The sequence below is a fragment of the Aeromonas sp. R6-2 genome (assembly GCF_040908155.1).
GTDB lineage: Bacteria > Pseudomonadota > Gammaproteobacteria > Enterobacterales > Aeromonadaceae > Aeromonas > Aeromonas schubertii.
The window spans coordinates 33,057-48,267 of sequence record NZ_JBFODE010000043.1; the positions used below are offsets into that span (position 1 = coordinate 33,057).

General features: G+C 61.1%; 15 protein-coding genes. 14 read left to right on the plus strand and 1 reads right to left on the minus strand.

Annotation, left to right across the window (positions count from 1 at the left end; genetic code table 11):
• Positions 1-47 precede the first annotated feature (47 nt).
• Positions 48-836 (minus strand): type I methionyl aminopeptidase, encoded by a 789-nt coding sequence (gene map, locus AB5Y48_RS11265; protein ID WP_050666901.1) that lies wholly within the window; start codon positions 834-836, stop codon positions 48-50.
• 325 nt (positions 837-1,161) lie between these two features.
• Between map and rpsB the strand changes: the two genes are divergently transcribed.
• The 14 genes from rpsB to lpxB all read left to right on the plus strand — a co-directional run bounded on the left by rpsB (position 1,162) and on the right by lpxB (position 15,184).
• On the plus strand, positions 1,162-1,890 hold the full coding sequence (gene rpsB / locus AB5Y48_RS11270) for a 30S ribosomal protein S2 (RefSeq protein ID WP_050666902.1): 729 nt from the start codon (positions 1,162-1,164) through the stop codon (positions 1,888-1,890).
• 104 nt (positions 1,891-1,994) lie between these two features.
• The gene (tsf, locus tag AB5Y48_RS11275) at positions 1,995-2,876 is read left to right on the plus strand and encodes a translation elongation factor Ts (protein ID WP_050666903.1); all 882 of its coding nucleotides are present in this window, start codon (positions 1,995-1,997) and stop codon (positions 2,874-2,876) included.
• Positions 2,877-2,946: 70 nt separating this feature from the next.
• Entirely contained in the window at positions 2,947-3,681 is a 735-nt protein-coding gene (gene pyrH / locus AB5Y48_RS11280; RefSeq protein ID WP_050666904.1) for a UMP kinase, read from the plus strand.
• A 43-nt stretch (positions 3,682-3,724) separates the two neighbouring features.
• On the plus strand, positions 3,725-4,282 hold the full coding sequence (gene frr, locus AB5Y48_RS11285) for a ribosome recycling factor (protein ID WP_050666905.1): 558 nt from the start codon (positions 3,725-3,727) through the stop codon (positions 4,280-4,282).
• Between the two features lie 72 nt (positions 4,283-4,354).
• Positions 4,355-5,131, plus strand: a complete 777-nt coding sequence (uppS, locus tag AB5Y48_RS11290; protein WP_050666906.1) for a polyprenyl diphosphate synthase — start codon at positions 4,355-4,357, stop codon at positions 5,129-5,131.
• A 25-nt stretch (positions 5,132-5,156) separates the two neighbouring features.
• The gene (locus AB5Y48_RS11295; RefSeq protein WP_050666907.1) at positions 5,157-6,005 is read left to right on the plus strand and encodes a phosphatidate cytidylyltransferase; all 849 of its coding nucleotides are present in this window, start codon (positions 5,157-5,159) and stop codon (positions 6,003-6,005) included.
• 8 nt (positions 6,006-6,013) lie between these two features.
• Positions 6,014-7,201, plus strand: a complete 1,188-nt coding sequence (ispC, locus tag AB5Y48_RS11300) for a 1-deoxy-D-xylulose-5-phosphate reductoisomerase (RefSeq protein ID WP_368164482.1) — start codon at positions 6,014-6,016, stop codon at positions 7,199-7,201.
• Positions 7,201-8,553: a sigma E protease regulator RseP gene (gene rseP, locus AB5Y48_RS11305; protein ID WP_050666909.1), complete on the plus strand. Its 1,353-nt coding sequence runs from the start codon at positions 7,201-7,203 to the stop codon at positions 8,551-8,553. The genes ispC and rseP overlap by 1 nt, the downstream gene beginning before the upstream one ends.
• A gap of 34 nt (positions 8,554-8,587) precedes the next feature.
• Positions 8,588-11,122 (plus strand): outer membrane protein assembly factor BamA, encoded by a 2,535-nt coding sequence (gene bamA / locus AB5Y48_RS11310; RefSeq protein WP_368164483.1) that lies wholly within the window; start codon positions 8,588-8,590, stop codon positions 11,120-11,122.
• 110 nt (positions 11,123-11,232) lie between these two features.
• On the plus strand, positions 11,233-11,739 hold the full coding sequence (locus AB5Y48_RS11315) for an OmpH family outer membrane protein (RefSeq protein ID WP_050666911.1): 507 nt from the start codon (positions 11,233-11,235) through the stop codon (positions 11,737-11,739).
• Between the two features lie 13 nt (positions 11,740-11,752).
• Positions 11,753-12,778, plus strand: coding sequence for a UDP-3-O-(3-hydroxymyristoyl)glucosamine N-acyltransferase (gene lpxD, locus AB5Y48_RS11320; RefSeq protein WP_050666912.1), 1,026 nt, complete (start codon positions 11,753-11,755; stop codon positions 12,776-12,778).
• Positions 12,779-12,796: 18 nt separating this feature from the next.
• The gene (gene fabZ / locus AB5Y48_RS11325; protein WP_050666913.1) at positions 12,797-13,258 is read left to right on the plus strand and encodes a 3-hydroxyacyl-ACP dehydratase FabZ; all 462 of its coding nucleotides are present in this window, start codon (positions 12,797-12,799) and stop codon (positions 13,256-13,258) included.
• Positions 13,259-13,260: 2 nt separating this feature from the next.
• Entirely contained in the window at positions 13,261-14,052 is a 792-nt protein-coding gene (gene lpxA / locus AB5Y48_RS11330; RefSeq protein ID WP_082178006.1) for an acyl-ACP--UDP-N-acetylglucosamine O-acyltransferase, read from the plus strand.
• Positions 14,045-15,184, plus strand: coding sequence for a lipid-A-disaccharide synthase (gene lpxB / locus AB5Y48_RS11335; RefSeq protein ID WP_050666914.1), 1,140 nt, complete (start codon positions 14,045-14,047; stop codon positions 15,182-15,184). The genes lpxA and lpxB overlap by 8 nt, the downstream gene beginning before the upstream one ends.
• Positions 15,185-15,211: the final 27 nt, after the last annotated feature.

Genomic DNA, 15,211 nt, shown 5'->3' on the forward strand with positions numbered 1-15,211 from the left:
ACTCGGTGCTGGGATAAAAAAACCGGCCACAGGGCCGGTTTTCGATGTTATCCGTGTTTGAAGACCCGGTCGAGGGCTTCCCCTTCACGCAGGGTCAGCACCTCGCAGCCATCTTCGGTGACCAGCAGGGTGTGCTCCCACTGGGCGGAGTCGCCACCGTCCTTGGTGGTGACGGTCCAGCCATCCTTGGGGTTGACCTTGCAGTGGTGCTTCTTGGTGTTGATCATCGGCTCTATGGTGAAACACATGCCGGGCTTGAGCTCCATCTTGCCGCCGTTGCGATAGTGCAGGATCTGCGGCTCTTCGTGGAAATCCTTGCCGATGCCGTGGCCGCAGTAGTCGCGTACCACCGAGAAGCCGGCCTGCTCGGCGATGGGTTGGATGATGGCGCCGATCTCGCTGATGCACATGCCAGGACGCACCTGACGAATGGCCGCGTAGAGGCTCTCTTGCGCCGTCTTGCAGAGCTGGCGACGCAGAGGCGTGGTCTGGCCAATCACAAACATGGCGGAGGTGTCACCATGGTAACCGTCTTTAATGACGGTGATGTCGAGGTTGACGATGTCTCCCTCACGCAGCTTCTTGTGGTTGGGAATACCGTGGCATACCACCTCGTTGACCGAGGTGCAGATGGACTTGGGGAAGCCATGGTAGTTGAGGGGGGCGGCAATAGCCTGCTGCACGTTGACGATATGGTCGTGGCAGAGGGTGTTGAGCTCGTCGGTGGTGACCCCGGCCTTGACGTGGGGGGCGATCATCTCGAGCACCTCGGCGGCCAGGCGGCCGGCGATGCGCATCTTCTCAATCTCTTCGGGGGTCTTGATCTTGGCTGTCATGGCTTCTCTCTAGGCTGCCCCCGCAGGGGAAGCAATTGAAAATTGTATGCGTTTGCAAGCGGTTGGAAATTTTATCCGCATCCCCCCCCGACTTCCAGCGTGATTCTCATCACATCCTGGCGTGGCGGCTTTTTACCCCCTCCATACCATGCCAAGGTGGTGTTTTGCTCAGGGATATGGTATAAAGCGCGCCGAACTCGGGTCTCTTCCGGGTTCTTCACCTTAACTTAAACACCACACACACATCGACACCTGTGCCGGGGTGCCCCTTACGGGTCGGTCACATGGGATGTGTGGAGGCCTAACCCCAATACAGAGGTATAAAATGGCTAAAGTTTCCATGCGCGACATGCTGCAGGCTGGCGTTCACTTCGGTCACCAGACCCGTTACTGGAACCCCAAGATGAAATCCTACATCTTCGGTGCCCGTAACGGCGTTCACATCGTTAACCTCGAGAAGACTGTTCCGATGTTTGACGATGCCATGAACTTCCTGAGCTCCACCGCTGCCAAGAAAGGCAAGGTACTGTTCGTTGGTACCAAGCGTGCCGCCGCTGAAGCCGTTAAAGAAGCTGCTACCCGTTGCGACCAGTTCTATGTGAACCATCGCTGGCTGGGCGGTATGCTGACCAACTGGAAAACCGTTCGTCAGTCCATCAAGCGTCTGAAAGATCTGGAAACCCAGTCCCAGGACGGTACCTTCGACAAGCTGACCAAGAAAGAGGCGCTGATGCGTACTCGTGAAATGGAAAAGCTGGAGAAGAGCCTGGGTGGTATCAAAGATATGGGCGGCCTGCCGGACGTTCTGTTCGTGATCGATGCCGAGCACGAGCACATCGCCATCAAGGAAGCCAACAACCTGGGTATCCCGGTTATCTCCGTAGTTGATACCAACTCCAACCCGGACGGCGTAGACTACATCATCCCGGGTAACGACGACGCAATCCGTGCCGTACAGCTCTACCTGAACGCTGCCGCTGACACCGTTCTGGAAGCCCGCGAGCAGGACATCGTTGTTCAAGCCGAGCAAGATGGCTTCGTTGAAGCTGAGTAATTGATAAGGACTGTAAAGCCCTTATTAACCAAGCTGAACACATTGGTTGGCAGGGGCCCTTATGGCCCCTGTTTCTTGTCAATTCAAGACCGAGGATACTGGACATGGCAAACATTTCTGCCGCCCTGGTAAAAGAACTGCGCGAGCGCACCGCCGCTGGCATGATGGATTGCAAAAAAGCGCTGGAAGAGGCCAACGGTGATATCGAGCTGGCTATCGAGAACATGCGTAAATCCGGTCAGGCCAAGGCCGCCAAGAAGGCTGGCCGTATCGCCGCCGAAGGCGTGATCTTCGCCCGTACCGAAGGCAACGTCGCCGTCATGATCGAGCTGAACTGCGAAACCGACTTCGTTTCCAAGGATGCCGGCTTCCTGGCCATGGGCCAGAAGATCGTCGAGATCGCTGCTACCCAGAAGATCGCTGACGTTGACGCGCTCAAAGCCGCCGACTTCGGCAACGGTGAGTCCGTTGAGCTGACCATCACCAACCTGATCGCCAAGATCGGTGAGAACATGAACCTGCGCCGCGTTGTGCTGGTTGAAGGTGACAACCTGGGTACCTATGTACACGGTTCCCGTATCGGTGTTATCACCAAGCTGGCCGGCGGTACCGATGAGCTGGCCAAAGACCTGGCCATGCACGTTGCTGCCAACAGCCCGCAGTTCGTCAAGCCGGAAGATGTGTCTGCCGAGGTCGTTGCAAAAGAGCGCGAAATCCAGATCGACATCGCCATCAACTCTGGCAAGCCGAAAGAGATCGCCGAGAAGATGGTTGAAGGCCGCATGAAGAAGTTCACCGGTGAGGTTTCCCTGACTGGTCAGCCGTTCGTGAAAGATCCTTCCATGACCGTTGCCGAGCTGCTGAAGAAAGAAGGCGCCGACGTGGTCTCCTTCACCCGCTACGAAGTGGGCGAGGGCATCGAGAAGCAGGAAACCGACTTCGCTGCCGAAGTTGCTGCTCAGATCGCGGCCGCTCAGAAGGCCTAATCGAACCGGTTTTACCGTTCCCTGGACCGCGACATCTGTCGCGGTCTTTATATGACCAGGAATCACTCCCATGAGTACCAATCCCAAGCCTGCATACAGACGTGTTCTTCTCAAGTTGAGCGGTGAAGCCCTGCAAGGAGCAGAAGGTTTCGGTATCGATCCGACCGTACTGGATCGCATGGCCCAGGAGATCAAGGAGCTGGTTGAGCTGGGTGTGCAGGTCGGTCTGGTCATCGGCGGCGGCAACCTGTTCCGTGGTGCCGGTCTTGCCAAGGCGGGAATGAACCGCGTGGTGGGCGACCACATGGGTATGCTGGCGACCGTGATGAACGGCCTGGCCATGCGTGATGCCCTGCATCGTGCTTATGTGAATGCCCGTCTCATGTCTGCCATCTCCCTGCAGGGGATCTGCGACTCCTACACCTGGGCCGAGGCGATCAGCCATCTGCGTGCCGGCAAGGTCGTGATCTTCTCTGCCGGTACCGGCAACCCCTTCTTCACCACCGACTCCGCCGCCTGTCTGCGTGGCATCGAGATCGAAGCCGACGTCGTGCTCAAGGCCACCAAGGTCGATGGTGTCTATAACGATGATCCGGTTAAGAATCCTGACGCCGTGATGTATCATGAGCTGAGCTATGACGAGGTGCTCAATCAGGAGCTCAAGGTCATGGATCTCGCCGCCTTCACCCTGGCGCGCGATCACGACCTGCCGATCCGCGTGTTCAACATGAACAAGCCTGGCGCTCTGCGTCGCGTGGTCATGGGCGAGCCGGAAGGCACCCTGATCCACCACCTCGGCAAATAAGCCTGTTCGGGTCGAGTGCCCACGAATTACAAGGAAAACCACCGTGATCAACGAGATTAAGAACGACGCCAAGGAGCGCATGCAGAAGAGTGTGGACGCGCTCAAGTCCCAGATGTCCAAGGTTCGTACCGGTCGTGCCCATCCGAGCCTGCTCGATGGCATCCAGGTCGAATACTATGGCTCCGCGACTCCGCTCAAGCAGCTGGCCAACGTGGTTGCGGAAGACTCCCGTACCCTGGCGCTGACCGTGTTCGATCGCACCATGATCCAGGCCGTCGAGAAGGCGATCATGAGCTCCGATCTGGGCCTGAACCCGGCCACCGCCGGTACCACCATGCGTATCCCCCTGCCGCCGCTCACCGAAGAGCGTCGTCGTGACCTGACCAAAGTGGTGCGTGCCGAAGCCGAAAACGCCCGTGTGGCCGTGCGTAACATCCGTCGTGATGCCAACGCCGATCTCAAGGCCCTGCTCAAGGACAAAGAGATCTCCGAGGACGACGACCGTCGCGCCCAGGATGATATCCAGAAGCTGACCGATACCTTCGTCAAGCTGGTGGATGAAGCCCTGGCCGCGAAGGAGAAGGAGCTGATGGAAATCTAAGGCTCCGAAAGGTATATTACGAGCGCCGTGCAGTACCCCTGTACGGCGCTTTTCTGTTTGTGGGAGATATGAATGTCGCTTTCGGCTGCAGTCGGTGAGACTGCCAACCAGAGTCTGCCCCGCCATGTGGCCATCATCATGGATGGTAATGGTCGTTGGGCCCAGAGCCGCGGCAAGATCCGTGTGCATGGGCACAAGGCCGGGGTCAAGTCGGTGCGCGACGCTGTTTCGTTTGCTGCCCGAGCCGGTATGCAGGCTCTCACTCTCTTCGCCTTCTCCAGTGAGAACTGGCGCCGCCCCGAAGGGGAGGTGAATGCCCTGATGGAGCTCTTCATGCTGGTATTGGGGCGTGAGGTGGAGACGCTGCATCAAAATGGCATCCGTTTGAGGGTCATCGGCGACACTCGCCGCTTCAGCGATCGCCTGCGCGACAAAATAGCCAGGGCCGAGGCGCTGACTGCCAACAACCGGGGACTGACCCTCAATATCGCGGCCAACTACGGCGGCCAGTGGGACATTGTCCAGGCAGCCCGCCGCATGGCCGAAGAGGTGGCCGCCGGTCATCTGGCGTGTGACCAGATCACCGAGGCCACGTTTGCCGATTTTGTCTGTATGGCCGACCTGCCGCCGGTGGATCTCCTGATCCGTACCGGGGGCGACCACCGTATCAGCAACTTTGTGCTCTGGCAGATGGCCTACGCCGAGCTCTATTTTACCCCCGTCCTGTGGCCCGATTTCGACGAGCAACAGTTTAGCGAGGCCATCGCCTCCTTCGTCAGCCGTGAGCGCCGTTTTGGCTGTACCGGCGAGCAGATCCGCGCCCTCATCGCCGACCGCCAGACCGGTTGAGCGTTTCCCCGAGAGAGGAACTCTTTTGCTAAAACAACGAATTATTACCGCACTCCTGCTGATCCCCCTGGTTTTCGGGGCGCTCTTCTTTCTTCCTATCAAATGGTTTGCCCTGCTGCTCGCCGGTGTCTTCGTGCTGGCCAGTCAGGAGTGGGGGGCCTTTGTCGATGCCCGTTTGCGTCACCCTGTCTCCCTCGTACTCTGCGTGCTGCTCGGACTGACCCTGATGTGGCAGCCGGTGGATCGGCTCTGGTCGCCGGAGCTGGCGGCCCTGCCTAATGGCACCCTCTATCTGGCGGCCTCGTGGTGGATGCTGGCCCTGCTACTGGTGCTGCGCTATCCCGCATCCGCCGCCCTGTGGCGCCACTCCCGCTGGCTCAAGACCCTGTTTGGTGCCGCTACCCTGATCCCCTTCTTTTGGGCTCTATTGGCTCTGCGTAGCGTCAACATCTGGCACGACAGTACGACCGGTGCCTGGCTGCTGCTGTTTGTGATGGCCCTGGTGTGGGCCGCCGACTCGGGCGCCTACTTCTGCGGCCGTGCCTTTGGCAAACGCAAGCTGGCCCCCGCGGTCAGCCCTGGCAAGACCATCGAGGGGATGCTGGGAGGGCTGCTGGCCGCGGCCCTGCTGGCCGGCGTTGTCACCTGGTTGCAGGGGGCCGATGCCCACCGCACCCTGGTGGTGCTGGCCTGCGCCCTGCTGGCGGTGCTCGCCTCTGTGCTGGGGGATCTCAGCGAGAGCATGTTCAAGCGTGAGGCGGGGCTCAAGGACTCCGGCTCCCTGCTGCCGGGGCACGGAGGCGTGCTCGATCGCATCGACAGCCTGACCGCAGCCCTGCCGGTCTTTTTGCTCAGCTACCTGCTGCTTTCCTAGGAGCCTGCATGGAAAACCTGGTGATTCTGGGGGCCTCCGGCTCCATCGGTCAGAGCACCCTCAAGGTGGTCCGCCAGCACCGAGCACGTTGGCAGATCCTGGCGCTCACCGCGGCGCGCAGCGTCGATGCCATGGTGCGCGACTGTCTGGAGTTTACTCCCCGCTTTGCGGTCATGGTCGATGAGCTGGCCGCCGGCGAGTTGGCCGGGCGTCTGCGCGCCCACGGCTGTGAGACCCGGGTGCTTGCCGGTGAGCAGGCCCTCTGTGAGGTGGCCGCTCACCCGGATGCCGACAGTGTGATGGCGGCCATCGTCGGAGCCGCCGGCCTGCCTTCCACCATGGCGGCGGTGCGCGCCGGCAAGCGGGTGCTGCTGGCCAACAAGGAGTCCCTGGTGATGTCGGGCGCCCTGTTTATGGAGGCGGTGCATCAGCATGGGGCCACCCTGTTGCCCATCGACAGTGAACACAACGCCATCTTCCAGAGCCTCCCTCTCGAGGTGCAGCAAAATCTGGGCTTTTGCGATCTCGCCGGCGCCGGGGTGAGCAAGATCTTGCTGACCGGCTCCGGCGGGCCGTTTCGCTACCGCGAGGTAGATAGCCTGCACGGGGTCACTCCCGAGGAGGCGATCGCCCACCCCAACTGGTCCATGGGGCCCAAGATCTCGGTCGATTCGGCCACCATGATGAACAAGGGGCTCGAATATATCGAGGCGCGCTGGCTCTTCAATGCCGCCCCCGAACAGATCCAGGTGATCATCCATCCCCAGTCGGTGATCCACTCCATGGTGCAGTACAAAGACGGTTCCGTACTGGCCCAACTCGGCAACCCGGACATGTGTACCCCCATCGCCCACGCCCTGGCCTATCCGGCCCGGGTGAGCTCGGGTGTGGAACCTCTGGACTTTTTCAGTGTCGGAGAGTTCAGTTTCCTGCGCCCCGATGCGGCGCGTTACCCCTGCTTGCGGCTCGCCATCGAGGCGTGTGCGGCCGGGCAGGCGGCGACCACGGCGCTCAATGCCGCCAACGAGGTGGCGGTGGAGGCCTTCTTGCAGGGACGGCTCGGCTTTATGGCCATCGCCGGCCTGGCTGAGCGGGCCTGCGAGCGCTTCGGCGGGGCGGCGGTAGGATCACTCGATGACCTGATGGCGCTCGATACCCAGGTGCGTCATCAGACACGGCAATGGCTGGAGGTGTAATGGGGTCTGTGCTTTGGAATATTGCGGCCTTTGTGGTTGCGCTGGGCATCCTGGTGGCGGTGCACGAGTTTGGTCACTTCTGGGTGGCCCGTCGCTGTGGTGTGCGGGTCGAGCGCTTCTCCATCGGTTTTGGGCGCGCCCTGTGGCGTCGCCTCGGCAAGGACGGCACCGAATATGTGGTGGCCATGATCCCGCTCGGTGGCTATGTGAAGATGCTCGACGGCCGGGTCGACGAGCTCAAGCCCGGTGACGAGCAGTACGCCTTCAACCACAAGCCGGTGTGGGCTCGCATGGCCATCGTCGCCGCCGGCCCCTTCGCCAACTTCCTGTTTGCCCTGTTTGCCTTCTGGCTGATGTTTATGATCGGGGTGCCCGCGGTCAAGCCGGTGGTGGGGGAGGTGCGTCCCGCCTCCATCGCCGCCGAGGCCCGTCTCGAGCCCGGCATGGAGATCGTCGGGGTCAATGGGGAAGATGCCCGCGACTGGGAGTCGGTCACCTATGCCCTCATCGAGCAGATCGGCGAGCCCAAGCTGACCCTCTCGCTGCAACAGAAGGGGACCGACTATGCGGTGACCCGTGAGCTCAACCTCGAGGGGTGGCGCTTTGACCCGGACCAGGAGTCACCGGTTACCAGCCTGGGGATAGTCCCGCTGGGTGCCCAGGTATTGCCCGAAGTGGCCACCGTGGTGGCCCAGGGCGCCGCCGAGCGGGCGGGTCTGCGGGTCGGGGATCAACTGCTGGCCCTGGACGGTCAGCCGGTGACCGAGTGGCAGGGGTTTGCCGAGGCGGTACGCAAGGCCCCGGGTCACCCCCTCTCGCTTGAGGTGAGTCGCAATGGTGAGCCGCTCTCCTTGACCCTGGTGCCCGATACCCGCAAGGTAAACGGCGTCGACACGGGTTATGTGGGGATCGCTCCCAAGGTGGTTCCATTACCGGATGAGTACCGTATTCTGCTACAGTATGGCCCTCTGCAGTCCCTGTGGCATGGCCTGCTCAAGACCTGGGACCTCATCGGCCTTACCTTCAACATGCTGGGTAAGTTGATCGGCGGTATCGTATCCCTCGACAATCTGAGCGGCCCCATCTCCATCGCCAAGGGGGCCGGCAGCAGTGCCGACTATGGTCTGGTCTATTTCCTGGGCTTCCTGGCCCTCATCAGTGTCAACCTGGGGATCATCAACCTGTTCCCCTTGCCGGTGCTCGATGGGGGACACCTGCTCTACTTCCTCATCGAGGCGGTGCGTGGACGTCCCGTCTCGGAGCGGGTGCAGGAGATTGGTTTCAAGATCGGTGCCGCCATCCTGGTGGCGCTGATGGGAATTGCGCTGTTTAACGACTTCGCCCGCCTTTAAGCTGCGGGTATCAACAAGGACACATAAGAACAAAATGGCCGTGAAAAATGCTTTGGTCTTGAGCTGCCTGCTGGGGGCTTCCCTGGCGGCCCATGCAGCTCCCGCCTCCTTCACCGTTCAGGATATCCAGGTTGAGGGTCTGCAGCGTGTCACTCTGGGTGCCGCCCTGCTCAACTTGCCGATCCGGGTCGGCGATCAGGTCGATAGCCTGGCCCTGGCTGCGGCCATCAAGAAGCTCTATGCCACCGGCAACTTCGAGGACGTCAAACTCTATCGCGATGGCGCCGTCATCATGGTCGAGGTGAAGGAGCGTCCCACCATCGCCAGCATCGAGTTCTCCGGCAACAAAGATATCAAGGAGGAGCAGCTCAACCAGACGCTGGAATCCTCCGGCATCCGGGTCGGCGAGCCGCTCGACCGCACCATGCTGAGCTCCCTCGAGAAGGGGCTGGAAGACTTCTACTACGGGGTCGGCAAGTACTCCGCCAAGGTCAAGGCCATCGTCACCCCGCTGCCGCGCAACCGGGTCGACCTCAAGCTCACCTTCGTGGAGGGCCAGGCCGCCAAGATCCAGCAGATCAACATCGTCGGCAACCAGGTCTTCCCGGAAGAGAAGTTGATCGCCCAGCTCTCCCTGCGTGACGAAGTGCCCTGGTGGAACTTCACCGGTGACCAGCGCTATCAGAAGCAGAAGCTGGCCGGCGATATCGAGACCCTGCGCTCTTACTACATGGATCGCGGCTATATCCGCTTCCAGCAGGACTCCACCCAGGTCTCCATGACCCCGGACAAGAAGGGCGTCTACGTCACCCTCAACATCAAGGAGGGGGCCCAGTACAAGGTCTCCGGCGTGCAGCTCAAGGGTAACCTCATCGATCGCGGTGGCGAGATGAAGGGGCTCATCCCCATCGAGGCGGGCAGCGTCTACTCCGCCAGCCAGGTGACCCACACCGAGGAGGTACTCTCCAAGTTCCTGGGTCGCTACGGTTACGCCTATCCCAAGGTGGCCACCTTCCCCCAGATCAATGACGAGACCAAAGAGGTCGAGCTCATCGTCAACGTGGAGCCGGGCCCGCGCGTCTATGTGCGCAACATCAACTTCACCGGTAACGTGACCACCAAGGACGAAGTACTGCGCCGCGAGATGCGTCAGATGGAGGGCACCTGGCTCTCGTCCGACAACGTCGAGCAGTCCAAGACCCGTCTCAACCGTCTCGGCTACTTCGAGAGCGCCGAGGTGGAGACCAAGCGGGTGCCGGGCAGCGACGACCAGGTTGACCTCGACTTCAAGGTCAAGGAGCAGCCGGCCGGCTCCATCAACGCGGGTATCGGTTACGGTACCGAATCGGGCCTGAGTCTGCAGGCGGGCCTGACCCAGGACAACTTCCTCGGCACCGGCAAGCGGGTGGGGATCAACGCCAGCACCAACGACTACTCCAAGAGTGTCGATCTGAGCTATTCCGACCCCTACTTCACCGTCGATGGCGTGAGCCTGGGTGGCCGTCTCTACTACAACCAGTTCCGTGCGGCCGATGCGGACATCGTCGACTACGAGAACGAGACCATAGGTTTCCGTCTCTCCAGCGGTTTCCCGGTCAACGAGGAGAACCGTCTGGACTTCAGTACCGGTGTCGAGAGCACCAGGCTGAGCCGTCCGAGCTTCAACGAGGCCAACTATCAGCAGTGTGTGAAGGATAACGACGGGGATCCCAACGGCTGGTGCTGGAACGAGTTCAACGACAACCGCCAGTCGGTGCAGATGGATCAGTTCTGGGATCAATACTCCACCGACGGCCAGAACCTCGACTTCCTGACCGTGGATCTCACCGCCGGTTGGACCCGCTCCACCCTCAACAAGGGGATGTTCCCGACCTCGGGTAACCGTCAGCGCTTCAACGCCAAGGTGACCGTCCCGGGGATGGATCTGCAGTACTACAAGCTCTCCTTCGACGATGCCCACTACTTCCCCATCGATGCGGATCACAAGTGGGTGGTGATCGGCAAGGCACGCCTCTCCTACGGTGACGGCTACGGCACCACGGATCAGGGCAAGGATCAGGTGCTCCCCTTCTTCGAGCACTACTATGCCGGCGGCTTCGATACCATTCGTGGCTTCAAGAGCAACTCGGTCGGTCCCAAGGCGATCTACAAGACCTACAACAAGCCCTCTACGGCCGGCGGTACCCCCACCTTCACCGGCAAGTATGAAGGCTCCGATACCTCGGTCGGTGGTAACGCCCTGGCGGTGGCCTCCTTCGAGCTGGTCTTCCCGACCCCGTTTGTCTCCGAGACCTATGCGCCTCAGATCCGCACCACCGCCTTTATCGATGCGGGCAGCGTCTGGGATACCGACTTTAACAACAGCCTCTACCCCTGTGGTGAGGGCCTTGACTGCAACTACGCCACCCAGGACTATTCCGACCCGGCGAACGTACGCGTCTCGGCCGGTGTCTCCCTGCAGTGGCTCTCGCCCATGGGCCCGCTGGTCTTCTCGCTGGCCAAGCCCATCAAGAAATATGAAGGGGACAGAACCGAAGTCTTCTCCTTCAACATCGGCCGTACCTTCTAATCGGGTGAAGGCCTCAGGGGCGCCTTCGGGCGCCTCGATAACAAGGCGACGGGTTCGTCGCAGCACGTGGTTTGACAGTTCACCCTGTACACAGGGAATGAGGAGTTAGTGTGAATAAAGTACTGAAGACGGCCGGTCTGACCCTGGCCATGATGACCCTGGGAATGGGTAGCGCCATGGCCGACACCAAGATCGGTGTCGTCGACATGGAGCAGGTGTTCCAGCGTCTTCCCCAGCGCGAGCAGGTGACTGCCCAGCTCAAGCGCGAGTTCGAACCCCGTGTTCGCGAGCTGCAAAAGCTTGAGGAAGAGGGTCAGAAACTGGTCGAGAAGTTCAAGAAGGACGAAGCCTTCATGAGCAAGGATCAGAAGAAGCAGAACCAGGAGAAACTGGCCAAGCTGCAGATGGAGTTCAACCAGAAGCGTCAGGCTTTCGAGCAGGAGAACGGCCGTCGCCAGGGCGAAGAGCGCGCCAAGATCCTCAAAGACGTCAAGGCGGCCATCGACCAGGTTGCCCGTGACGGCGGTTACGATCTGATCCTGGAGAACAACGCGACGCCCTACTCCTCCAGCAAGCTGGACATCACCTCCCAGGTTATCTCCAAGGCAAGCAAGTAAGAGCATCTGATTAATGGCATTCACTCTCGCACAACTGGCCCAGCGTCTGGGTGCCCAGGTCCACGGAGACGGTGACCTGGAGATTCGCAAGGTAGCGACCCTGGAAAAGGCGGGGGAGGGAGAGATCTCCTTCCTCTCCAACAAGAAGTACCGTCAATACCTGGAGCAGACCAAGGCGGCTGCGGTGCTGATCACCGAGGCCGACGTGCCGTTCTGCCCGACCAATGCGCTGGTGCTCAAAGACCCCTACGTCGGCTTCGCCCGGGTGGCCCAGTTGTTGGACACCACGCCGCAGCCGGCCACGGACATACATCCGAGCGCGGTCATTGCCGCAGACGCTCAGTTGGGCGAGAGGGTTGCCATCGGTGCCAATGCGGTCATCGAATCCGGCGTCGTGCTGGGTGACGATGTGCGCATTGGCCCGGGTTGTTTCGTCGGCAAGAACACCAGGTTGGGTGATCGCTCCCGTCTGTGGGCCAACGTCACCCTCTACCACAATGTGACCATGGGCAGCGACTGCCTGGTCCAATCGGGCACCGTCATCGGTGCCGACGGCTTTGGCTATGCCAACGAGCGTGGCGAGTGGATCAAGATCCCCCAGCTCGGCGGCGTGACTATCGGCAACCGGGTCGAGATCGGCGCCTGCACCACCATCGACCGGGGGGCACTGGAAGATACCCGCATCGCCGACAACGTCATCATCGACAACCAGTGCCAGATCGCCCACAACGTGGAGATCGGCTACGGTACCGCCGTGGCGGGCTCGACCGTGATGGCCGGTAGTCTCAAGGTCGGTAAATACTGTATCATTGGCGGCGCTTCCGTCTTTAACGGGCATATGGAGATCTGCGACCAGGCCACCGTCACCGGTATGGCCATGGTGATGCGCCCCATTACCGAGCCCGGTGTCTACTCCTCCGGCATCCCCCTGCAGACCAATAAAGAGTGGCGCAAGACCGCCGCCCGGGTGATGCGCATCGAGGAGATGCACAAGCGGTTAAGCAGGCTTGAGAAGAAGCTAAGCGACGACGAACAGTAAAACGATAGGGTTATTCCTTTGACACAAGAAGCTAAACGCCTGGATATCCAGGAGATCATGGGGCTGCTGCCGCACCGTTATCCGTTTCTGATGGTGGACCGGGTGGAAGATTACGAGATCACCGAGGAGCGCAAGACCCTGCGCGCCATCAAGAACATCTCGTTCAACGAACCCATCTTCCAGGGCCACTTTCCGGCCAAGCCGGTCTTCCCGGGTGTGTTGATCCTCGAAGCCATGGCCCAGGCCACCGGCATCCTGGCCTTCACCATGGTGGGCAAGCCCTCTCCGAACGAACTCTACTACTTCGCCTCTATCGACAACGCCCGCTTCAAGCGCCCGGTCGGCCCCGGTGATCAACTGGTGCTGGACGTGGAGTTCCTGAAGGAGCGTCGCGGTATTGCCAAGTTCACCGGCGTCGCCACCGTCGACGGTGAAGTGGTCTGTACTGCCGAGTTGATGTGCGCCAAACGCGAGATTTAACAGTGACTGACCAGACTGCCATCATTCACGATACCGCCATCGTCCATGAGTCTGCCGTCATCGGGAAAGGGGTCGAGATCGGCCCCTTCTCCGTCATCGGTGCCGAGGTAACGATCGGTGACAACACCTGGGTAGGTTCCCACGTGGTGATCAAGGGGCCGACCAAGATTGGTGCCGGCAACAGGATCTTCCAGCACACCTCCATCGGTGAGGATTGCCAGGACAAGAAGTACGCCGGCGAGCGCACCTTCCTCGAGATTGGCGATAACAACGTCATTCGCGAGAACTGCACCTTCCACCGTGGCACCTCCCAGGACCAGAGCCTGACCAAGGTGGGCAGTGGTAACCTCTTCATGGTGAACGTTCACGTGGCCCATGACTGCGTCATCGGCGACAACTGCATCTTTGCCAACAACGCCACCCTGGCGGGCCATGTGCACATCGGTGACTTCGTGATCTTCGGTGGTCTCTCTGCCATTCACCAGTTTGGCCGCGTCGGCTCCCATGCCTTCGTCGGTGGTTGCGCCGCCCTCAACAAGGACGTGCCCCCCTACGTGATGGCCGCCGGCAACTACGCCAAGCCGTTCGGGGTCAACTCCGAGGGGCTGCGCCGCCGCGGTTTCAGCGGCGACGCCATCCTGGCGGTCAAGCGCGCCTACAAGGAGATCTACCGCTCCGGCAAGACCATCGAAGAGGTGGTGCCTGTGCTCGAGGAGATGGCCAAGGCCGAGCCGGCCGTCCAGCTCTATGTGGATTTCCTCAAGGGTAACGAGCGCGGGATCATCCGTGCCTGATCCCATCCGCATCGGTATCGTCGCCGGAGAGGTCTCCGGCGACATCCTCGCCGCCGGCCTGGTGCGCGAGATCAAGGAGCGTTACCCGGATGCCGTGTTCGAAGGCATCGCCGGACCGCGCATGCAGGCGCTCGGGGTCAAGGCTCTGTTCGAGATGGAAGAGTTGGCGGTGATGGGCATCAGCGAGGTGCTGGGTCGTCTGCCGCGTATCCTCTCGGTGCGTCGCCAACTGCTGCGCCACTTTATCGACAACCCGCCGGATCTCTTCGTCGGCGTCGATGCCCCCGATTTCAATATCGGCGTGGAGCTGAAACTGCGCCGCGCCGGTATCAAGACGGTTCACTACGTCAGCCCCTCCGTGTGGGCCTGGCGCCAGAACCGCATTCACAAGATCAAGGCAGCCACCGATCTGGTGCTCGCCTTCCTGCCGTTCGAGAAGGCCTTCTACGACCGCTTCGACGCCCCCTGTCGCTTCGTCGGCCACACCATGGCCGATGATATTCCCCTGGTGCCGGATCAGGCGGCGGTGCGCCGCACCCTCGGTATCGATGCCAACCGCCGTTGGCTGGCGGTACTGCCCGGCAGTCGCCAGGCGGAGGTGGGCTTCATGTCGCCGCTGTTTCTCGAGGCGTGCAAGCACCTGACGGTGCGTTACCCGGATCTCGGCTTCCTGGTGCCCCTGGTCAACGAGCGGCGCCGCGAGCAGTTTATGGCCATCAAGGCCGAGCTGGCGCCCAGCCTCGACATGGTGCTGCTCGACGGCCAGGGCCGCGAGGCGATGATCGCCGCCGATGTGGTGATGCTCGCCTCCGGCACCGCCTCGCTTGAGGCCATGCTGGTGAAAAAGCCCATGGTGGTGGGCTACAAGCTCAAGCCCTTCAGCTATTGGCTGGCCCAGCGGCTGGTGAAGACCGAGTTCGTCTCCCTGCCCAATCTGCTGGCGGGGCGTATGCTGGTGCCCGAGCTGATCCAGCACGAGTGCACTCCCGAGAATCTGGTGGAGGCGGTCAGCAACTATTTCGAGCACGACAACCGCGCGCTCATCAACACCTTCACCGAGTTGCACCAGCTGATCCGCTGCAACGCCGATCACCAGGCCGCCGAGGCGGTGCTGGGGCTCATCGGCCGATAACGTTCGGCGCAGCCTGACTGCGCCCTC

What these genes read in the sequence shown, in the direction of transcription:
- map (WP_050666901.1), bottom strand. Translation starts at nt 836, where the DNA reads ATGACAGCCAAGATCAAGACCCCCGAAGAGATTGAGAAGATGCGCATC.
- rseP (WP_050666909.1), top strand. Translation starts at nt 7,201, where the DNA reads ATGGGGTCTGTGCTTTGGAATATTGCGGCCTTTGTGGTTGCGCTGGGC.
- tsf (WP_050666903.1), top strand. Translation starts at nt 1,995, where the DNA reads ATGGCAAACATTTCTGCCGCCCTGGTAAAAGAACTGCGCGAGCGCACC.
- bamA (WP_368164483.1), top strand. Translation starts at nt 8,588, where the DNA reads ATGGCCGTGAAAAATGCTTTGGTCTTGAGCTGCCTGCTGGGGGCTTCC.
- uppS (WP_050666906.1), top strand. Translation starts at nt 4,355, where the DNA reads ATGTCGCTTTCGGCTGCAGTCGGTGAGACTGCCAACCAGAGTCTGCCC.
- rpsB (WP_050666902.1), top strand. Translation starts at nt 1,162, where the DNA reads ATGGCTAAAGTTTCCATGCGCGACATGCTGCAGGCTGGCGTTCACTTC.
- lpxD (WP_050666912.1), top strand. Translation starts at nt 11,753, where the DNA reads ATGGCATTCACTCTCGCACAACTGGCCCAGCGTCTGGGTGCCCAGGTC.
- pyrH (WP_050666904.1), top strand. Translation starts at nt 2,947, where the DNA reads ATGAGTACCAATCCCAAGCCTGCATACAGACGTGTTCTTCTCAAGTTG.
- ispC (WP_368164482.1), top strand. Translation starts at nt 6,014, where the DNA reads ATGGAAAACCTGGTGATTCTGGGGGCCTCCGGCTCCATCGGTCAGAGC.